The 17,555-nt window shown below is 71.3% G+C and carries 18 protein-coding genes and 2 pseudogenes; 12 read left to right on the top strand and 8 right to left on the bottom strand.

Annotated elements, in window-relative coordinates; genetic code table 11:
- Positions 1–45: 45 nt before the first annotated feature.
- Complete coding sequence (locus ACZ5CW_RS23015) at positions 46–1,401, bottom strand: amidase family protein (protein ID WP_468604199.1); 1,356 nt, start codon at positions 1,399–1,401, stop codon at positions 46–48.
- Between the two features lie 414 nt (positions 1,402–1,815).
- On the opposite strand from ACZ5CW_RS23015, the gene ACZ5CW_RS23010 reads away from it, so the two are divergent.
- The 3 genes from ACZ5CW_RS23010 (at position 1,816) to ACZ5CW_RS23000 (ending at position 4,240) form a co-directional block, all read left to right on the top strand.
- A complete protein-coding gene (locus tag ACZ5CW_RS23010) occupies positions 1,816–2,751 on the top strand; it encodes an SDR family NAD(P)-dependent oxidoreductase (protein WP_468604197.1) in 936 nt (311 codons plus the stop codon).
- Positions 2,752–2,836: 85 nt separating this feature from the next.
- Positions 2,837–3,556 (top strand): alpha/beta hydrolase, encoded by a 720-nt coding sequence (locus ACZ5CW_RS23005; RefSeq protein ID WP_468604195.1) that lies wholly within the window; start codon positions 2,837–2,839, stop codon positions 3,554–3,556.
- 48 nt (positions 3,557–3,604) lie between these two features.
- Positions 3,605–4,240, top strand: coding sequence for a TetR/AcrR family transcriptional regulator (locus tag ACZ5CW_RS23000; protein WP_468604193.1), 636 nt, complete (start codon positions 3,605–3,607; stop codon positions 4,238–4,240).
- A 171-nt stretch (positions 4,241–4,411) separates the two neighbouring features.
- On the opposite strand, the gene ACZ5CW_RS22995 is transcribed toward ACZ5CW_RS23000, so the two are convergent.
- A complete protein-coding gene (locus tag ACZ5CW_RS22995) occupies positions 4,412–5,017 on the bottom strand; it encodes a TetR/AcrR family transcriptional regulator (protein ID WP_468604191.1) in 606 nt (201 codons plus the stop codon).
- 154 nt (positions 5,018–5,171) lie between these two features.
- Positions 5,172–5,531, bottom strand: a complete 360-nt coding sequence (locus tag ACZ5CW_RS22990) for a hypothetical protein (RefSeq protein ID WP_468604189.1) — start codon at positions 5,529–5,531, stop codon at positions 5,172–5,174.
- 287 nt (positions 5,532–5,818) lie between these two features.
- Between ACZ5CW_RS22990 and ACZ5CW_RS22985 the strand changes: the two genes are divergently transcribed.
- Entirely contained in the window at positions 5,819–6,016 is a 198-nt protein-coding gene (locus ACZ5CW_RS22985) for a hypothetical protein (RefSeq protein ID WP_468604187.1), read from the top strand.
- A 124-nt stretch (positions 6,017–6,140) separates the two neighbouring features.
- Positions 6,141–6,623, top strand: coding sequence for an SRPBCC family protein (locus ACZ5CW_RS22980; protein WP_468604185.1), 483 nt, complete (start codon positions 6,141–6,143; stop codon positions 6,621–6,623).
- 100 nt (positions 6,624–6,723) lie between these two features.
- On the opposite strand, the gene ACZ5CW_RS22975 is transcribed toward ACZ5CW_RS22980, so the two are convergent.
- Entirely contained in the window at positions 6,724–7,923 is a 1,200-nt protein-coding gene (locus tag ACZ5CW_RS22975; protein WP_468604182.1) for a helix-turn-helix transcriptional regulator, read from the bottom strand.
- Between the two features lie 180 nt (positions 7,924–8,103).
- On the opposite strand from ACZ5CW_RS22975, the gene ACZ5CW_RS22970 reads away from it, so the two are divergent.
- The 3 genes from ACZ5CW_RS22970 (at position 8,104) to ACZ5CW_RS22960 (ending at position 10,836) form a co-directional block, all read left to right on the top strand.
- A complete protein-coding gene (locus ACZ5CW_RS22970; protein ID WP_468604180.1) occupies positions 8,104–8,664 on the top strand; it encodes a TetR/AcrR family transcriptional regulator in 561 nt (186 codons plus the stop codon).
- A 167-nt stretch (positions 8,665–8,831) separates the two neighbouring features.
- Positions 8,832–10,295 carry a catalase gene (locus ACZ5CW_RS22965; RefSeq protein WP_468604178.1) on the top strand — a complete coding sequence of 488 codons (1,464 nt, stop codon included), beginning with the start codon at positions 8,832–8,834 and terminating at the stop codon, positions 10,293–10,295.
- Between the two features lie 154 nt (positions 10,296–10,449).
- The gene (locus ACZ5CW_RS22960; protein WP_468604176.1) at positions 10,450–10,836 is read left to right on the top strand and encodes an ankyrin repeat domain-containing protein; all 387 of its coding nucleotides are present in this window, start codon (positions 10,450–10,452) and stop codon (positions 10,834–10,836) included.
- Between the two features lie 109 nt (positions 10,837–10,945).
- On the opposite strand, the gene ACZ5CW_RS22955 is transcribed toward ACZ5CW_RS22960, so the two are convergent.
- The 3 genes and pseudogenes from ACZ5CW_RS22955 to ACZ5CW_RS22945 all read right to left on the bottom strand — a co-directional run.
- Complete coding sequence (locus ACZ5CW_RS22955) at positions 10,946–11,812, bottom strand: L,D-transpeptidase family protein (RefSeq protein WP_468604174.1); 867 nt, start codon at positions 11,810–11,812, stop codon at positions 10,946–10,948.
- Between the two features lie 57 nt (positions 11,813–11,869).
- Positions 11,870–13,147 (bottom strand): M20 metallopeptidase family protein, encoded by a 1,278-nt coding sequence (locus tag ACZ5CW_RS22950; RefSeq protein ID WP_468604172.1) that lies wholly within the window; start codon positions 13,145–13,147, stop codon positions 11,870–11,872.
- 104 nt (positions 13,148–13,251) lie between these two features.
- A pseudogene (locus ACZ5CW_RS22945) lies at positions 13,252–14,069 on the bottom strand (LysR family transcriptional regulator); the annotation flags it as partial.
- Here ACZ5CW_RS22945 and ACZ5CW_RS22940 point away from each other — a divergent pair.
- The 3 genes and pseudogenes from ACZ5CW_RS22940 to ACZ5CW_RS22930 form a co-directional block, all read left to right on the top strand.
- Positions 14,038–14,742 (top strand): annotated as a pseudogene (locus ACZ5CW_RS22940) (AraC family ligand binding domain-containing protein); the annotation flags it as partial. The pseudogenes ACZ5CW_RS22945 and ACZ5CW_RS22940 overlap by 32 nt on opposite strands.
- A gap of 783 nt (positions 14,743–15,525) precedes the next feature.
- Positions 15,526–15,852, top strand: coding sequence for a helix-turn-helix transcriptional regulator (locus ACZ5CW_RS22935; protein ID WP_468604438.1), 327 nt, complete (start codon positions 15,526–15,528; stop codon positions 15,850–15,852).
- A gap of 38 nt (positions 15,853–15,890) precedes the next feature.
- Complete coding sequence (locus ACZ5CW_RS22930; protein ID WP_468604170.1) at positions 15,891–16,730, top strand: dioxygenase family protein; 840 nt, start codon at positions 15,891–15,893, stop codon at positions 16,728–16,730.
- 149 nt (positions 16,731–16,879) lie between these two features.
- On the opposite strand, the gene ACZ5CW_RS22925 is transcribed toward ACZ5CW_RS22930, so the two are convergent.
- Positions 16,880–17,053, bottom strand: coding sequence for a CsbD family protein (locus ACZ5CW_RS22925; RefSeq protein WP_468604168.1), 174 nt, complete (start codon positions 17,051–17,053; stop codon positions 16,880–16,882).
- A gap of 176 nt (positions 17,054–17,229) precedes the next feature.
- Between ACZ5CW_RS22925 and ACZ5CW_RS22920 the strand changes: the two genes are divergently transcribed.
- Positions 17,230–17,400 (top strand): DUF5670 family protein, encoded by a 171-nt coding sequence (locus ACZ5CW_RS22920; protein WP_398172262.1) that lies wholly within the window; start codon positions 17,230–17,232, stop codon positions 17,398–17,400.
- Positions 17,401–17,555: the final 155 nt, after the last annotated feature.

Raw genomic sequence — 17,555 nt, 5'->3', positions numbered from 1 at the left:
ACCTGCCGCCGGCGCGGCATGGCGGCCGCGAGCCTCTCCGGTGCCCTACCCCGCCTCCCCGTCTCGCAGAAGAGCGTCGATCCGCACGGCCACGGACAGCAGATCCCGGTCGGCCGTGCGCGGCCCGATGAGCTGGAGGCCGACGGGAGGGGACGCGGTGACCGGGAGCGGCACCGTCACCGACGGCAGGCCGGCGGTGGCCGCGGGCGAGGTGTTGCGGATCAGGGTGAAGAACGTGGGCACCTCCCGGCCGTTGAGGGGGAGGGACGTCTCGTACCGGTGGAGCGGCCGGGCACACACCGCAACAGTGGGGCTGACGATCGCGTCCAGGCCGTTCGCCGTGAAGAGGTCGTCGTAGGCGGCCTGCATCGCACGGCGCTCCGCGACCGCCCCGCGCAGAGCGGCGGGCCCCGCGTACGCCGGACCGGTGGGCAGCGCACCGGCCCTGAGCATGTCCGCGATGACCGGGTCACCGGCCGCGTCGAGGACTTCGGCGGGTGTGAGCCCGGTGCGGTGTTCGTCGAGATAACGGCCGAAGGCAGCGGCGAACTCGCCGAGGACGAGGTGGATTCCGACCCGGGAGTCGAACTCGGCCAGGTGCGCCGTGTCCACGGGAACCCATTCGGTCCGCTCCGTGGTGAGACGGTCGACGGCCTCCGCCCAGGCGGCTTCGACCGGGCCCTCCAGGTCCTCGGTGAACACGTGCCTCGGCAGGCCCAGCCGGACAGGGCGTGCCGGGTCCAGGTCCCTCCCGGTCTCCCCGGTGATGACGGTGTCCAGAGCCATGAGACGGTCCAGGGTGTGTGCCAGCGGTCCGGGTGTGTCCCGCGTGACCGACAGCGGTGTGACACCGGCCGCGGGGTAACGCCCGGCACTGGGGCGCAGGCCGTAGATCCCGTTGAGCGCGGCCGGGATGGTGACGGAGCCGCCCGTGTCGGTGCCGAGTCCGGCGTCCGCGATCCCCGCGGCCACCGCGGCAGCCGTACCTCCGCTGCTGCCGCCCGCGAACAGGGTCGCGTCGGTGGCGTTGCCGACGGCGCCGAAGGCGGGGTTGCACGAGGTGGCTCCCAGCGCCAGCTCGTGCATGTTCGTCTTGCCCAGGACGATCGCCCCCGCCGCGCGCAGCGCCGCGACGACGGGCGCGTCGGCGTCCGGGACGAAGTCGGTGAGCGCGGGGGTGCCCGCGGTGTTGGGCAGGCCCGCGACGTGGATGTTGTCCTTGACGACGAGGCACCAGCGGCCGTGATCGCCCCGGGCGTCGTGCCGGGCCGCCTCTGCGAGTGCCCCCTCGGAGTCGAGGGTGATGAACGCGTTGAGGTGGCCGGTGTCGGCGGCCCGGTCGAGTGCCGCCGACACCGACGCCTGCGCGCCGCCCTGTCCCGCTGTTTCCGGCTTGACCATGGGGTGTCTCCTCAGTGCTGACCGGTGGTCACACTTTCACGTCGGCCGAAGCGGCTCAATCCCCACCGGTCCGATCGAAGGCGGAGCAGAGGCAGAGAGCGCGAGCGGCCGGGCCCGGCGACCACAGGTCTCCGGGCGCGGTCCTCGACACATGTCAGCGGGGGCAGCACCTGACGGCCCCGGTACGTTCCGCAGTGCTGACAGGCTTCCTGAGGTCCGCCGTCCCGGGGCCCTGACAGGGATGTCGGCCGACACGTTCACATACACACAGACACATGTATGCAGTCACCGTCACACCGGCCGTCATGTCCGAATACGTTGTATGGTTGCTCTCGCACGACCTGGGCGGCAGCGGCACATGTGGCACGCCCCCGCCCACGAGAAACCATCCCCTTCTGAAGGCATGGCACAGGTATGACGCTGACAAGCACGTCGTTCGGAATGCGGACCACCGCCGCGGAGATACTCGACGGAGTGGATCTGAGCGGGCGCCGGATGATCGTCACCGGAGGGTCCTCCGGTCTCGGTGCCGAGACGGTGCGCGCGCTCGCCGGGGCCGGAGCGCAGGTGACCGTCGCCACCCGGAACCCCGCCGCCGCCGAGTCGCTGGTCGAGGAGTTCCCGGGAACGCGGGCCGTCGCACTCGACCTCGCCGACCTGGCTTCCGTCCGTGCCTTCTGCGACGCCTGGAGCGGGCCGGTCGACGCCCTGGTCGCCAACGCCGGCGTGATGATGCTCCCGACCCGTCAGGTCAACGCACAGGGCTGGGAGATGCAGCTCGCCACCAACTACCTCGGCCACTTCGCCCTGGCCGTCGGCCTGCGCTCCGCCCTCCAGGCGGCCGAGCGGCCGCGCGTGGTCGTGTTGAGTTCCGGCGCCCAGCTGCGGGCGGGGTTCGACTTCGACGACCCGCAGTTCGAGCGGCGGCCCTACGACCCGTTCGTCGCCTACGCGCAGTCGAAGACCGCCGACGTGCTGCTCGCCGTCGGGATCAGCCGTCGGTGGGCCGAACACGGCATCACCGCCAACGCCTGCGCGCCGGGGTGGATCCACACCAACCTGACGCGCCACCTCGACCAGGCGACCATGCAGGCCTTCGGCGCCATGGACGCGGACGGCAACCTGCTCACCCCCGACTACTACAAGACCCCGGCCCAGGGCGCCGCCACCACGGTGCTGCTGGCCGCGTCACCGCTCCTCGACGGTGTGACCGGGCGGTACTTCGAGGACAACCAGGAATCGGAGGTCGTCGACGGCGGCCCCGAGGTGATGGCGGGCGTCGCCCGGTGGTCGGCCGACCCCGCCGCCGCGGACCGGCTGTGGGACCACGTCCTTCCCCTGGTGCGCTGACGGCCGGTGACCGGTGTGCCGATGCGGGACCGACCCGCACGGCCGCACGACGCGTGCGAAGGAACGAGAGGAACAGCGGTACGAGATGAACGACGGAACGAGAAACCCCCAGTTCCTCCTGGTGCACGGGGCCTGGCACGGCTCGTGGTGCTGGCGCGCACTCCAGGACGTCCTCGCCGACCGGGGCTGGACCAGCCACACGGTCGACCTGCCGAGCGTCGTCCCCGAGGGGTCCGGCGGCACGCTCCCCGGTCTGCTGGACGACGCCCGGGTGGTCCGCGAGGAGATCGACGCCGTCCAGGCCCCCCTGGTGGTCGTCGGGCACTCCTACGGTGGCGCTCCGGTCACCCAGGCGACCGCGGGAGCCGGCAACGTGTCCCACATCGTGTATGTGGCCGCTTTCGCCCTGGACGAGGGGGAGAGCCTGATGACATGTTTCGGCGGTGAGCAGCCGGACCCCGCCGCGGTGGAAGGCGTCGTCCCCGTCCGGGAGAACCCCGCGGTGACTCTCTACAACGACGTGCCCGAGGACATGAGGGACGCCGCTCTGACGCGGCTGCTGCCCCAGACCGCGCTCTCCTTCGCCGAACCGGTGAGCCGGGCCGGATGGAAGACGCTTCCCAGCAGCTACGTCGTCTGCGACGACGACCGAAGCCTCCCCCCGTCCTACCAGGCGCCGTTCGCCGAGCGGACCGGTGCCACGTATCACCTGCCCAGTGGCCACACCCCGCTGCTCTCCATGCCCGACAGGCTGGCTGACCTCCTCGAACAGATCGCGCACGGCGTACCGGCCCAGGGGCTGTGAGCGGACCGCAGAGCCGGTGATGCCGGCACGAAGACCGGAAGGTTCCCGATGAGACCCGTGACCCGGCGCCAGGCCGACCATCACGCCGCGCGTTCGGCCGCGACCCGGGCGCAGGTGATGTCCACCCTGGAGCGGCTGCTGGACTCCGGCGAGGCCTTCTCCGAGATCAGCGTCCAGCGGATCCTCGAGGAGGCGGGCGTGTCCCGGGCCACGTTCTACGCGCACTTCCACAGCAAGTCGGACGTCCTGGTGCGGCTCACCGACCAACTGCGGGAGTCGCTGCTGGCGCTGGCCCAGCAGTGGAACCCGGGCGCCGGGGAGGACGGGGCCGACCGGTTCGCCCGCTTCTTCGAGGATGTGCTCACGATCCACCGTGCCCACCAGGGCGTGCTCACCGCGGTCCGTGAGGCGGCGTCCTACGACTCCGCGGTGGGCGATTTCTACACCGCCGACCTCGAGGGTTTCGACGAGGCGGTGCTGTGGACCCTGTTGTCCGAACAGGCCGCCGGCTCGACGCCGGCCGACCTCGACGCCGTCGCCGCGAGCCGGATCATCGTCTGGGGCGGCGCCCAGGCGATCGCGCACCACATCGGTGTCGACGACGGCAGCGGCGATGCCGTCTTCGCCCGCGAACTCGCGCGCATCTGGTGGCACGGCGCCTATCGCCGCCCCGCCGGGACCTAGGGGGCTTCGTTCGGATCAGCCCGGGTCCGCGACGCCCGGCACGGCACCTCGCCGCGTTGTCGGACCACCCGAGTACGCCCAGAGGGCGGGTGATCCTCCGCCTTGCGATGCACCGCACCGGACGCCGCGGCCTGATCCGACCCGATCCGAACGAAACCCCCTGGGGGCCGTTCAGGCGGCCGTCAGCTCCGCACCCCGCAGCTGGGCGATGGACCAGTCCAGCGCGGCTTCCAGATGGGTGATCTCAGCCGTGGACAGCAGCAGCGCCACTCCGCCCTGCAGGCCGGCCAGCAGCGCGGCCGCGGCCGTGTCCACGTCGAAGGACCGGGGCAGCCGGCCGCTGCTCTGCAGTGCCCTCATTCCGCCGGCGATTTGGTCCTGCCACTTCCGCATCAGCTCGACGACGACCGCTCGGGTGCCGGGGGAGCCGGGGCCCACCTGCCGGAGCAGGGCACTCAGCGGGCAGGTGTCACCTTGCTCGGCATAGCGGGCGACGACCGCGTCCCGCCACTGGTACCAGGCCTCCCAGGTGTCCAGGTGGCCCAGATACGGTTGCTGGTCGTCCAATACCCGGTCCGCCTCGTAGCCGGCCACCGCGAGCAGAAGCTGGTCCCTGCCTCCGGGGAAGTAGTGGAACAACTGGCTCTTGCTCGTCTGGGTCCGTTCCCGGATGTCGTCCAGCGTGGCCGTGAGCCCTGTCTCCCGCAACACCTCGGACGCACCCACCACGATCCGCGACCGCGTCGCCCGCCCCTTGGGCGTGAGAACGTGTGCCATGAGCCAGCTCCCCTCCACCGAACCCGTTCCGGTCATTCTACGACCGGCGAGCTGGCCAGGGAGGATTCCTGCCGGGTCGGCCAGGTGTGCCGGGTGTGCCCGGAATTCGAGCACACCCGGCCTCGCCACGAAGGCAGGACGGCCACAAGCGCCGTTACGCGCTGATCGCCCGGTAGCTCAGCATCGCCCAGGGAAGGTTGGCCTGGGCCAGCGAACCGGTGGCCCACGGCATCTTGCTGTCGCAGTTGGCACCGCTGTACAGCTCGACGGCCCCGAAGCCGGAGGCGACCTGGACGGAGGCGGCCGGCTGCGACAGCGTGTGACATGTGCCGCGGTCGTGCAGGTCGACCACCGTCACCGTGCCCGTTCCGTTGGGACCGGAGTAGAGGTATGCGCCTTCCTGCAAGGGCGGCCAGCCGGCGGCGTTCGCCGCCCCGGAGGTGAGGCCGATCAGTGCCGCGGCCATGACCGCGACGCCTGCCGCTCTGCGGAGCCGCGCCGTGAGGGTGACCATATGACCCATCCTTCCCTCTGGTGACGACGTCGGGGGAGGCGGCGTCACCTTGGTTCGGTCGAATGTGACTAGCAGTCAGACCCTTGCAGGTTCAACCATGCCTCGGGGAGGGCAAATCTGGCCACTCACATGTGTGCTCCGTGCACGACGTTCCGAGAGGAGTTCACCTGTCTGCACCCGAGACGGCGCGTCACCGCCTTGACTGGTGACGCAGAACGGTGCATGCTGATAGTCGTCCAAGGCGACAAGCAGGACACCATCCACGATCGACGAAGTGGAGCATGGTCATGAACAAGGAACTCACCACGGATGCCGCCGCGGCAGCACTGCGTCACGCACGGTTCGGCAAGCTTCCCGAGCGCGTCCGCTTCGAGGACATGACCCAAGAGGTGGAGGCCGCGTCGGTCGGCGGGGTGCAGAGTTCGTACAACCCCGAAGGCCAGTGGAAGTACTACTCGTGCCTGGCCCTCGACCTGGGGCTGTAGGCATCCTCGAGAGCGCCGGCTGACGAAACCGTCATCCCCCACAGTCGGATGACGTATGCGGGAGGAGGAGTCGCTCTGCACACTGAGCGCGCCCGCCCCCACAGCAGCGCGAAAGAGAATGCCGATGCACGACACGTCGGACAGCCACCCTGACATCCACTGGCCGTCCGGTCACTCACCCGACGACGCTCACGGTTTCCACCGGGCGCGGGCCGCTGTGCACGGTCCGCCGGAACGCGTCTTCGCGCTCCTCACCGACGTGGCCGGATGGACAGGTTGGATTCCCGGCTGCACGGAGGTGAGCACCGACACCTTCACACAGGAATTCGAGGTGCGCTGGGACGGCCATCGCTTCGAGATCTTCGTGGGGGAGTACGAGCCACCCCGCAGACTCGGCTGGCTGGCGCTGGGCCCGGGTGCGCGGCTGTACCAGGCATGGCTGCTCACCGAGGTCGAGGGCGGCACGGAGGTGGTGGTCGAGACCGTCGTCCGCAGCTCCGCTCCGAAGGCGTTCGACACGCTGTCGCGTGCACTGGTACAGCGCCTGGACGAGCTGTGGCCCGCCCAGCTCGCGAGACTCTCGCAGGACCCGCCGGAACCACGGTGACCGTCGTGGCCGCGGGCGATGCGTCACGACCGACGTGTCGCCCGGGGCCGGACAGCCCGCCCCGCTCACGCAAGGAGCGTGCCTCGGGCCCCGCCCTCGCTCACCGCTGGAGGGCCGTTGCCCGACCACGGTCGTGCACGCCGCCGGGCAGGTTACCAGGCTCCACCGCCTGCGCCGCGTCGGACGAACCCCGCGCAAGGTCGTCCCGCCCGGTCAAGACGTCGCGGAGCGCCGCACGCGTCGTCACCCCCAGTTTCGGATAGATGCGGTACAGGTACGTGCCGACGGCGCGCGGCGACAGACACATGTGGTCGCCGATCTCCTCGTTGGTCATACCGGTGGCGGCCAGCTCGGCGATCCGGCGCTCCTGCCACGACAACGCCACCGCGGCGTGCGGTACGCGGAGCGGGACACCGGTCGCCCTCAGCTCGGCCCGGGCCCGCCCGGCCCATGCGCTCGCGCCGAGCCCGGCGAGCGTCTCGGCCGTCTGCGCCGGCAACCGCCGGGCCATCGCACCCCCCTTGTCACGGCGTATCTGCAAGAGCCTCCGGGACAACGGCACGCCGGGGCGGGCGGACAGGCCGTCCGGCAGCCCGTCACCTGAGCGGTCGGCCAGGTGCGCGGGCAGCTCCAGCAGCGCCAGCGGATTTCCCTGGGCCTGGTCCAGCACGAGTCGGCGGATCCGCTGGTCCAGTGCCGGGTGGTGCCGGTCCAGCAGGAGCGCGGCGTCCTCGTCCGCAAGTGCCGCGACCTGTGCCTCCGGCAGCGCAGCGGTGTCGAAGCGCGAGGTGATGTCGGCACGGACGGCCACCAGCAGCTTCACCGGGCCGTCGGCCGGCCGGCGGCCCACGAAACCGCAGACGGCGGCGCTGGAGTCGTCCAGCCACTGACCGTCGTCGACGATCAGCAGCAGCGGCTGCCTCGAAGCCGCCGCCGACAGCAGGCCGAGTACCGCGAGACCGAGAGACCTGGCCGAGGGCGGATCGCCCTTCGACCCGCCGAGGACGACGTCGAACACGTTGCGCGTGCCGGTGTCCAGGTGTGACATGTCGTCGCTCAGCGGATGGAGGAGCCGGCGCAGCCCGGCACAGGGCAGCTCCGACTCCGTCTCCACACCGGTGGCCCGGATCACGAGGTGCCCGTCCCGGGCGGCCCGGTCCGCCGCGTGGTCGAGCAGGGCGCTCTTGCCGACCCCCGTCTCTCCCCTGAGGATGAGGGACCGCCCCTCGCGGGTCTGGACGAATGCGGACAGCCGCGCCTGCTCGGCACCCCGGCCGACCAGCGTCATGCCTGATTCCACGTCCCCGCTCCCCTCCCACCAGCCCCCGTGCCGATGAGTGCTACGGCCTTCGAATCGATGTGGTCAGGACCCGGGGGACTGCCGCACACGCATTCAACTACCCGGTTAGTTGATTAGATCCCCGCGGTGATGGAACTGTCAAGTAAACGGTTAGTTAGCTACTGCGCTAGGCTTCGGCGCATGCAGCGCGACGCCGAAGCCACCAAGCAACGACTCATCGCGGCCGGCCGGGCCGAGTTCGCCGCGTACGGGTTGCACGGTGCCCGCGTCGACCGCATCGCCGACGCCGCGCGATGCAACAAGGCGCAGATCTACCACTACTTCAAGAACAAGGCCGGCCTGTTCGACGCCGTCTGGAACAGCCTGGTCGAACACATCGTGGTGCACCTGCCCCGCGACCCCGAGGACCTCCCCGAGGTCGCGGCCTGCCTGAGCGACATCTACGCCGACCATCCGGAGTTCCCCCGGCTGATCACCTGGCAGCGCATGGAACGCGGGGACGACCCGCCCAACGCCGTCGGGGTGGAAGAAGTGCGACTCAGGAGCGCCGCCATCGCCGAGGCACAGGCCCGGGGCGTGGTCTCGACCCGGTTCGAGCCCGAGGTGGTCCAGGCCCTGATGATTCACATCGCGATGCTGTGGGACGCGTCGAACCCCGAGGTGCTGGCAGTGGTGAACATCGACGACCGTGCGCGACGCCGTGACATCGTCAAACGTGTGACCGCCGCCCTGGTGAACTGAAGCGGTCCCAGGCTCCCGGCGGGCCGTCGTATACATGTGAACCCGGCGGGCATCGGCCAGAGAACACATGTGTCCTTAGCCGCATCTTGACGTAGATATGCTCCCACATAGGATGTGTGCTGGTACGAGCCCCCACCTGCGTAGTAGCACTCACCGAGGAGCGAGCTGTGCCCGAGAACAACCAGAAACCGTTGACCACGGCCGCCGGCGCACCGGTTCCCGACAACCAGAACTCCCTGACGTCCGGTCCGCGCGGCCCGATGCTCCTGCAGGACGTGTGGTTCCTGGAGAAACTCGCCCACTTCGACCGCGAGGTCATTCCGGAGCGCCGCATGCACGCCAAGGGCTCGGGCGCGTTCGGGACCTTCACGGTCACCCACGACATCACGCGGTACACGAGCGCGAAGATCTTCTCCGAAGTCGGCAAGCAGACCGCGCTGTTCGCCCGCTTCTCCACCGTCGCCGGTGAGCGCGGCGCGGCCGACGCCGAGCGCGACATCCGCGGCTTCGCCCTGAAGTTCTACACGGACGAAGGCAACTGGGACCTGGTCGGGAACAACACCCCGGTGTTCTTCTTCCGCGACCCGCTGAAGTTCCCCGACCTCAACCACGCGGTGAAGCGCGACCCGCGCACCAACCTCCGCGACCCCGAGAACAACTGGGACTTCTGGACCAACCTCCCCGAAGCCCTGCACCAGGTCACCATCGTCATGTCCGACCGCGGCATCCCCGCCTCGTACCGGCACATGCACGGCTTCGGCTCCCACACCTACAGTCTGGTCAACGCCGAGGGCGAACGGTTCTGGGTCAAGTTCCACCACCGCACCCAGCAGGGCATCAAGAACCTCACCGACGCCGAAGCCCAGGCCCTCATCGGCAAGGACCGCGAGTCGCACCAGCGCGACCTCTTCGACGCGATCGAGAACGGCGACTTCCCGAAGTGGAAGCTGTTCATCCAGGTCATGCCGGAGTCCGACGCGGAGAACTACCGCTTCCACCCCTTCGACCTCACCAAGATCTGGTCGAAGAAGGACTACCCGCTGATCGAGGTCGGCGAGTGGGAACTGAACCGCAACCCCGACAACTACTTCGCGGACGTCGAGCAGGCCGCCTTCACCCCGGCGAACGTCGTTCCGGGCATCGGCTTCTCCCCCGACCGGATGCTGCAGGGCCGCCTCTTCTCCTACGGCGACGCCCAGCGCTACCGCCTCGGCGTCAACCACCACCAGATACCCGTCAACACCCCGAAGAACCCGGTCAACTCCTACCACCGCGACGGCGGCATGCGCGTCGACGGCAACCAGGGAGCCACCCCCGGCATCGAGCCCAACTCCTACGGACGCTGGCAGGAACAGCCCGCCTACCGCGAGCCGAGCCAGGCCGTGGGTGCCGTCGCCGACCGGTTCGACTTCCGTGCGGACGACGACAACTACTTCGAGCAGCCCGGCGACCTCTTCCGCCTGATGAGCCCCGAGCAGCAGCAGGCTCTCTTCGAGAACACGGCACGCGCGATCGACGGCGCGTCCCGGCAGACCGTCGAACGGCACATCGCCCACTGCACCCAGGCCGACCCGGCCTACGGCGAAGGCGTCCGCAAGGCGATCGAGGCCCTGGCCGCCGGCGACCTCTGACCCTCCCACCAGAACACGCGAAACGCCCCCACGCTGCCCGGCGCGAGCACGTGAAACACGCCCGCGCCGGGCCCGTACACCACCGGAACACCACCGGCCGCCGCACGGACATGCCCGGAAGCCGCTGCCACCGCACGCTCAGGAGAAGCCACACATGACCAGCGGTGCACTGACTCCTGAGCAGACGCGACGCGTCGTGGCCCTCGCCATGGACCTGGCCCGGGACGGCAGCACCGGACACCTGGTGGCCTTCGTGGAGCACGGTCTCCCGGTGAACACGAGCGACGCGGCCGGCAACACCCTTCTGATGCTCGCCGCCTACCACGGCCACGCCGACACCGTACACGCCCTGATCGCACTCGGTGCCGACCCGGACCTGCGCAACGCCCGCGACCAGACCCCCATCGCCGGCGCCCTGTTCAAGGGCGCGGACGACGTGGTGGTGGCCCTGCGGCAGGCCGGCGCGGACCTGGACTCCGGCACACCGACCGCGCGAACCGCCGCCACCCTGTTCGGCCGCGCCCACCTGCTCACGAACTGATCCGAGAACACACCGGCTGGTGAGTCCGGCACCGTGCGCCTCCTGAGCGCGGCCCAGGACACCGGCACTCCTGACGCAGTCGGTCACGCCCCACGACCGCCGCAGCGCCTCAGCGGCCGAGTGATGCGCTGTCCCCCATCACGACCACCGGGTGCAGTGCCGGGTCGAGGGTGCGCAGCAGCTCCTTCATGTGCTCCTTGGCGATGCTCACGCACCCGTGGGTGGGGCCGCCGTGGTCGACGTGCAGCCAGATGCCGCCGCCCTTGTCCGCGCCGAGCGGTCGCGTCCAGTCGAGCGGCGAGGTGCCCTTCTGGTGGTTGTAGTCGATGGCGACGACGTAGTCGAAGGACCCGGCGAGGGGTTCGCCCCGGAAGCCGGTGCCGCCGAGGGCGAACCCGGTGGAGCGCGTGTACGGCAGCTTGGAGCCCGGATCGGACAGCAGGCCCCCGGCGTCGCTGAGGGTGAACACACCGATGGGCGAGCGCAGATCACCGAGGTGGTGGTCGTCGGTCCAGCCCCTGAGCGCGTTGTGCGCGGACCAGGTCGCGCCCGCCCGCCAGCCCGCCGGGGTCCGCGTGTACAGCACGACCCGGGAGCGGTTGGAGTCCTTGCCCCGGCCGGTCACCAGGACGACCTGCCGGGTGTCGCCGGGTATCTTCGACAGCGTCCGGGGGCCCAGGCCGGGAAGCTGCTGGGGGAGGGCGGGGGCCGAGTCGCCGACGCCGGCCACCGGACGCGCATCGTTGCGCCCGGAGTGCGGGGCGGGGGGTGTCTTGTCCACACGGACGGCGGCGGAGCCGTCGTGCACCGCACCGCTCCCGCCCGCCCCGCATCCGGTGACGGCGGCGGCGACCACCAGGGCGGCGGCCGTCAGCGGAATACGTCCCCCCGCCCGGGACAGAGAGGCGAGAACCTGGTCGCCCGAGGAGGGGGCGCGGTGACGCCCACGGGAAGTGCGCTTGCTCTGAGCGGTCATACCCCCAGCATGCGAAACACATATCACGAACTTGTTAGCACTCGGCACATGTGTGTCTCAGCGCCGGCCTCTCCCGTCGTCGAGGGAGGCGAAGGCCAGAGCGATCGCCGCGTGGCAGGCGATGCCGGCCGCCAGCGCGTCCTCGTCGATGTCCGCGCGAGACGAGTGCAGGGACGGCGCCTGATCGGGTGTCAGGCCAGGTGGGCAGACACCGAGGAAGGCCAGGGCGCCCGGGACCGCGTCGAGGACGTAGGAGAAGTCCTCCGCCGTCATCGGGGCGGTCGGCATCACGTCCACGGCCTGCCCGCCGAGGACACCGGCGGCGGTGCGCAGGACGAAGCCGGTGAAGTCCGGGTCGTTGACGGTCACGGGGTAGCCCTCCTCGACGCGCACCTCGGCCGTCGCGCCGTGGGCCGCGGCCACCCCGTCGGCCACCCGGCCGACCGTATCCAGCAGCCGTCGGCGAGTGGCGGGCTCGAGCGTCCTCAGCGTCCCGGCCAGCTCGGCGGTGTCCGGGATGATCCCGATCCCGGTGCCGGCCGACAGACGGGTGACGCTGAGCACGGCCGCGTCGTCGGCGGCGACGCTCCGGGTCAGCGTGGTCTGCAGCGCGAGGACGATCTCGCAGGCCACGGGAACCGGGTCACATGTCATGTGCGGGGCCGAGGCGTGGCCGCCCCGCCCGCGCACCGTCACATACACCCGGTCGGAGGCCGCCATCTGCGGCCCCGGCCGCAACCGCAGCACACCGCTGGGCAGATTCGGCGTCACGTGCAGCGCGAACGCCGCGTCCACCCCGTCCAGCACCCCCTCGTCGATCATGTGCCGGGCGCCGTGGTCGCCCTCCTCGCCCGGCTGGAACACGAACACCACCCGCCCGGCCAGTTCGGCGCGCCGGCCCGCGAGCAGCCTCGCCGCGGCCACCAGCATCGCCATATGCGCGTCATGACCGCACGCGTGCATCACCCCACGGGTACGGGAGGCGAAGTCCCGGCCGGTCTTCTCGGTCAGCGGCAGGGCGTCCATGTCGGAACGCAGCAGCAGCGTCGGTCCGGGAGCCGCTCCCGTCAGGGTCGCCACGACGGAGGAGAGCCGACGACCGGTACGCACCGGAAGGTCCAGGGCTTCCAGCGCGGCCAGCACCCGTCGCTGCGTGCCCGGCAGATCCAGGCCGGTCTCCGGCCGGGCGTGCAGCTCCCGGCGCAGCGCGACGGCCTCGGGCGCCAGCCTGCGGGCCTCCTCCAGGACCGAGGAGGCCACAGCCGGAGGCAGGGCCGCCGGACCGTCGTACGCCGTGCCGGCCGCGGTCTCCGCGTCACCGCCGGGGCTCGTCATGAGATCGATCTCCTTCCCCTGTACGCGCCTTGCCCGTCGTCGTCCAGGACTCGACCACTACCACAAGATCGCCGATACCGGACGGAACGCGCAGGAGGGTCTCGCACGTGCCGCCAGACCAGGGGAGTGCCGGCGAGCGGCCGGGTGGCGACGCCGGGCGTCGTCGGGAACGTGGCCCGGCACAGGACCACCGCGCGGCCGACCTGCACCAGATGCACACAGGACGCGGTGTCCGTCTCGTACGTGCGGCGCGGGGCGAACCCGGCCCGGGTACAGGCCGCGGTGACGCAGTCCGCGAAGCAGCCGTCACCCGGTACGCAGGCCCACTCCTCGCCGGCCAGCGCGGCCAGGGCGACCTCGGCGGAGGCGGCCAGCGGATGACGCTCGGGCAGCATGACGAACACCGGGTCCACGCGATCTCCCGCCGGGCCAGCTGGGCGGCGTCGGGCGGCGCGGTGGAGCCGCAGGTGCCCGCGAGGGCGAAGTCCAGCCGTCCCTCGGCCACCAGACCGGCCAGCTCCCGCTCGGACCACGAGGCGCGAGTCGTCACCGTCGCGCCGGGCACGGCGTCGGCCAGCCGGTCCACCAGAGCACCCAGCAGGGGACCGTGCGTGCCACCGAGCCGCAACCGCAGACGCTGCGGCTCGCGCCGGGCACGGGCGAACCGGTGTGCCTCCTGCTGGAGTTGGGTCACCGCCGGCAGCACGATCCGGGTGCGCTCCAGCACCAGTTCGCCCAGTGCGGTGGCCCGCACCCCCTGCCGTCCTCGCTCGAACAGCGGCCCGCCCACGGCCCGTTCGATCCGCTTGAGCTGGGCACTCAGCGCCGGCTGTGCGAGCCCCAGCCGCGTCGCGGCCCGGGTGAGACTGCCCGCCTCGGCGATCGTCCGGATGGTCCTCAGATGCCGCAACTCCAGCTCCATGAAGGGAGCTTGCGATGCGGGGGAGGCGGCAGGCAAGGGGTTGGTGCGGACCTATGACGGGACCGCTGGCGCGCCCTGTCGCGATGCGTACGGCTGTGGGATCGTGACACCCGCCTCAAATGGTCTGGACCTGCCTTGGGGGTCGATGCGATCGATGCGGAACACCACCGTCCTACCGGGAACGCCCTGTCTCGCTCCGCGCGCCGGAGAGCCGCCCCTGCACCGGCTGGAGGTGGCCGGACCGGGAGCGGTGCCGTTCGCCGCGGGCTCCTTCGAGGAGGTGGGCCCGCTCTCCCGGACGAATCACCCGCACCGCCACACGTTCTACGAGATCGTCCACGTCACCGCCGGGTCGGGCACCCACGTCGTCGATCTCGCCCGGTGGCCGGTGCACCCGCCGCACCTGGCCGTGATCCTCCCCGGGCAGATCCACCACTGGCAGGGCGATCGCGGTCTAGACGGCACGCTCGCCCTGTTCACCGAGGACTTCCTGGTGGACCACCCCGGCGACCGCCGCCTCCTGCGACGACTCGGCAGGACCTGCTGGTTCGCCCTGGACGCCGAGGCCGACGCCTGGACCGGCAGGCTGATGGCCGACCTCGTGGCCGAGGGACGACACAGGGCCCCCGGTTACGAGAGCGTGCTGCGTGCCCTGCTCCACGTCCTGGTCGTCCGCGCGGCCCGACTCGACGTGCGGGACGGCACCGGTACGGGGCGGGGGAGCGGCGCCGGGTCTGTGGCTTCTGTTGGCTCTGTGGCTTCTGTTGGCTCTGTGGCTCAGGTCGGGTCCGTGACTCCTGCCGGGTCCGTGACTCCTGCCGGGTCTGGGGCCCCCGCCGGGTCCGTGGCCCCCGCCAGGTCCCTGACTCCTGCCGGGCCGTTAGCCCTTGCCGGGCCGGTGCCCCCTTCGGGGCCGCTGGCCTGCCCCGACCCGATCGCCGACCCACCGCCGCGGCCCGGTCACCCGCTCCGACCCGATGGTCCCCTCTCGCCCGGTCACCCCCTCCGGCCGGATCGCCTCACTCGGCCGGTTGACCCGTCTCGACCGAGGGGCACGGACCCGGCGGGGGTCACCGTCCCGTCGGGGAGCACGAACCTGCCGGGAGCCACGGACCTGCCGCGAGCCACGGACCCGGCGCGAGCCACGAACTCGTCAGAGGTCACCGGCCCACCAGGGGTCACCGACCCGCCGCCGTCCGCGAACCCGCCACCGGTCACGAACCCACCGCCGTCCGCGAACCCGCCACCGGTCACGAACCCGCCGCCGGCCACTGACCCGGCCCGGGCGGCTGGCTCGGAGAAGGCCGCCGGCTCGGAGCAGGCCACCGGCCCGGAGCAGGCCGTCGGCCCGGAGCAGGCAGCTGGCCTGGAGAAGGCAGCTGGCCCAAAGAACACCACCGGCCCAAACAAGATCACCGCCCGTTCGTCGGCGCTCGCCGAGGCGTTCGCCCGGCTCATGTCCCGGCGGGAAGCGGTGGCCTGGTCGGTGCGGGAGTGCGCCGGACGGCTCGGAGTCACTCCCGGCCATCTCACCCAGGCCGTGCGCACCGCCACCGGCCGCAGCCCAGGCAGGCTCCTGATCGAGGCCCGTGTGTACCAGGCCCAACGACTGCTCGTGCACACCGAGTTGCCCGTACGGCAGGTCGCCGCCCGCGTGGGGTTCACCGACCCCGCCTACTTCTGCCGCTTCTTCCGGCGGGAGACCGGCACCAGCCCCGGCGACTTCCGAAAACACCACAGCCGCCATCACCAGTCCATCGAAGCTCCGGGGACACCCGCCTAGGTTCGTTGCCGATCCGACGGCCCCCACAAGGAGCAGGTATGGACAGCGAGACGCACTCCCCGTATCCCGAGCACCCCCGGCGCGTGACCCGTAAGACCGTGCTGCGCGCGGCGGTCGCGGCCACCGCCGCGATACCCGTCGCCCTCATCGGCGGCCCGGCCCTCGCCCGCACCCTCGCCGACACCGGCACGGCCGTGCCCCTCACCCCGCCCTGCGACGACGGCGACGACCCCACGCCCGAGCAGATCGAGGGACCGTACTTCAAGCCCGCCTCGCCCGAGCGCACCAGCCTGCTGGAGCCCGGCCTGCCCGGCACCCGGCTGACCGTGACCGGCTACGTCTTCGGCCGCGCCTGCCTCCCCGTCACCGGCGCCCTGCTCGACTTCTGGCAGGCCGACACCAACGGCGCCTACGACAACACCGGGTTCCGGCTGCGCGGCCACCAGTACACCGACTCGCGCGGCTCGTTCGCGCTGACCACGATCGTCCCGGGCCTCTACCCCGGCCGCACCCGGCACCTCCACGTCAAGGTGCAGGCTCCGGGCCGCCCGATCCTGACGACCCAGCTGTACTTCCCGAACGAACCGCGCAACAACACCGACACGATCTTCGACCCACGGCTGCTGATGACCGTACGCGACGGCGACGGCGACGGCGGCCGCGAGGCGGCCTTCGACTTCGTGCTGGACGTCCCGCAGGACCCGGGCCCAGGTGGCCCCAGCACCCCGCCACCAGGCACGACCTGGGCCGCGGGCACGGCCTACACGGCCGGCGACCGGGTCACCTATGGCGGCCGCGGCTACGTCTGCCTCCAAGCCCACACGGCCCAGCCCGGCTGGGAACCTCCGTCGGTTCCCGCGCTGTGGCGGGCCGCCTGAGGGTGGGGGCGATCAGATGCCCGTGGCGCAGCACACGGGTGGCACGGAGCACACGGGTGGCATGGAGACGAGGGCCGAGGCGAGTCGCGACATGCGCCGGAGGCGGCCCCGCAACAGGACCGCCCCCCGGCGCAGGTGTTCCTCGCCGGTCAGTGCCGACCGGTGTCCTTGAGTGACTCCTTGGCCTCTCGGGCCTTGCCGGCGACCTGCGCGGCGTGGCCCTTGGCGATCAGCTTGTTGTTGCCGATGGCGCGTCCGGCTGCCTGAGCGGCCTTGCCGATCGCCTGTTCGGCCTTGGCCCGGGCCTTCTCACTGGCGGCCATGCTGCTCACCTTCCTCGATGCCGATATCAGCTGCTGAGGTCCGCATGACCCCTCATGGCGCCGCTAAACGAACGTTGCGCGGCGCGCGCATGCCCTCCATGGCGTGAAAGTAACCAGTTTTTTATGTGCTTGTAGGGCTGAAGTAAGGGCATCCGGTGGCCAGGAGGTTGATAACGATGGTTCCCCTGCTTCTGGTTCTTCTTCTGGCTCTGATCCTCTTCGGTGCGGGCTTCGCACTGAAGGCGCTGTGGTGGATCGCGGTGATCGTGCTGGTCGTGTGGCTGCTGGGCTTCGTGGTCCGGCCTGCGGGCGGCGGTGGCCGCAGGGGCCGCTGGTACCGCTGGTAGACACGGGCGTCTCACAGCTGTACGCCACGCGGGACGAAGTGGGGGGGGGGGGGGGGGGGGGGGGGGGGGGAAGAAGGGGGGGGAGGGGGGGGGGGGGGGGGGGGGGGCGGGGGGGGGGGGGGGGGGGGGGGGGGGGGGGGGGGGGGGGGGTGGGG

The sequence above is a fragment of the Streptomyces sp. NPDC031379 genome (genome assembly GCF_055569615.1).
Note: the sequence above shows the minus strand (reverse complement) of the source record. Positions and strands in the feature narration are given on the sequence as shown.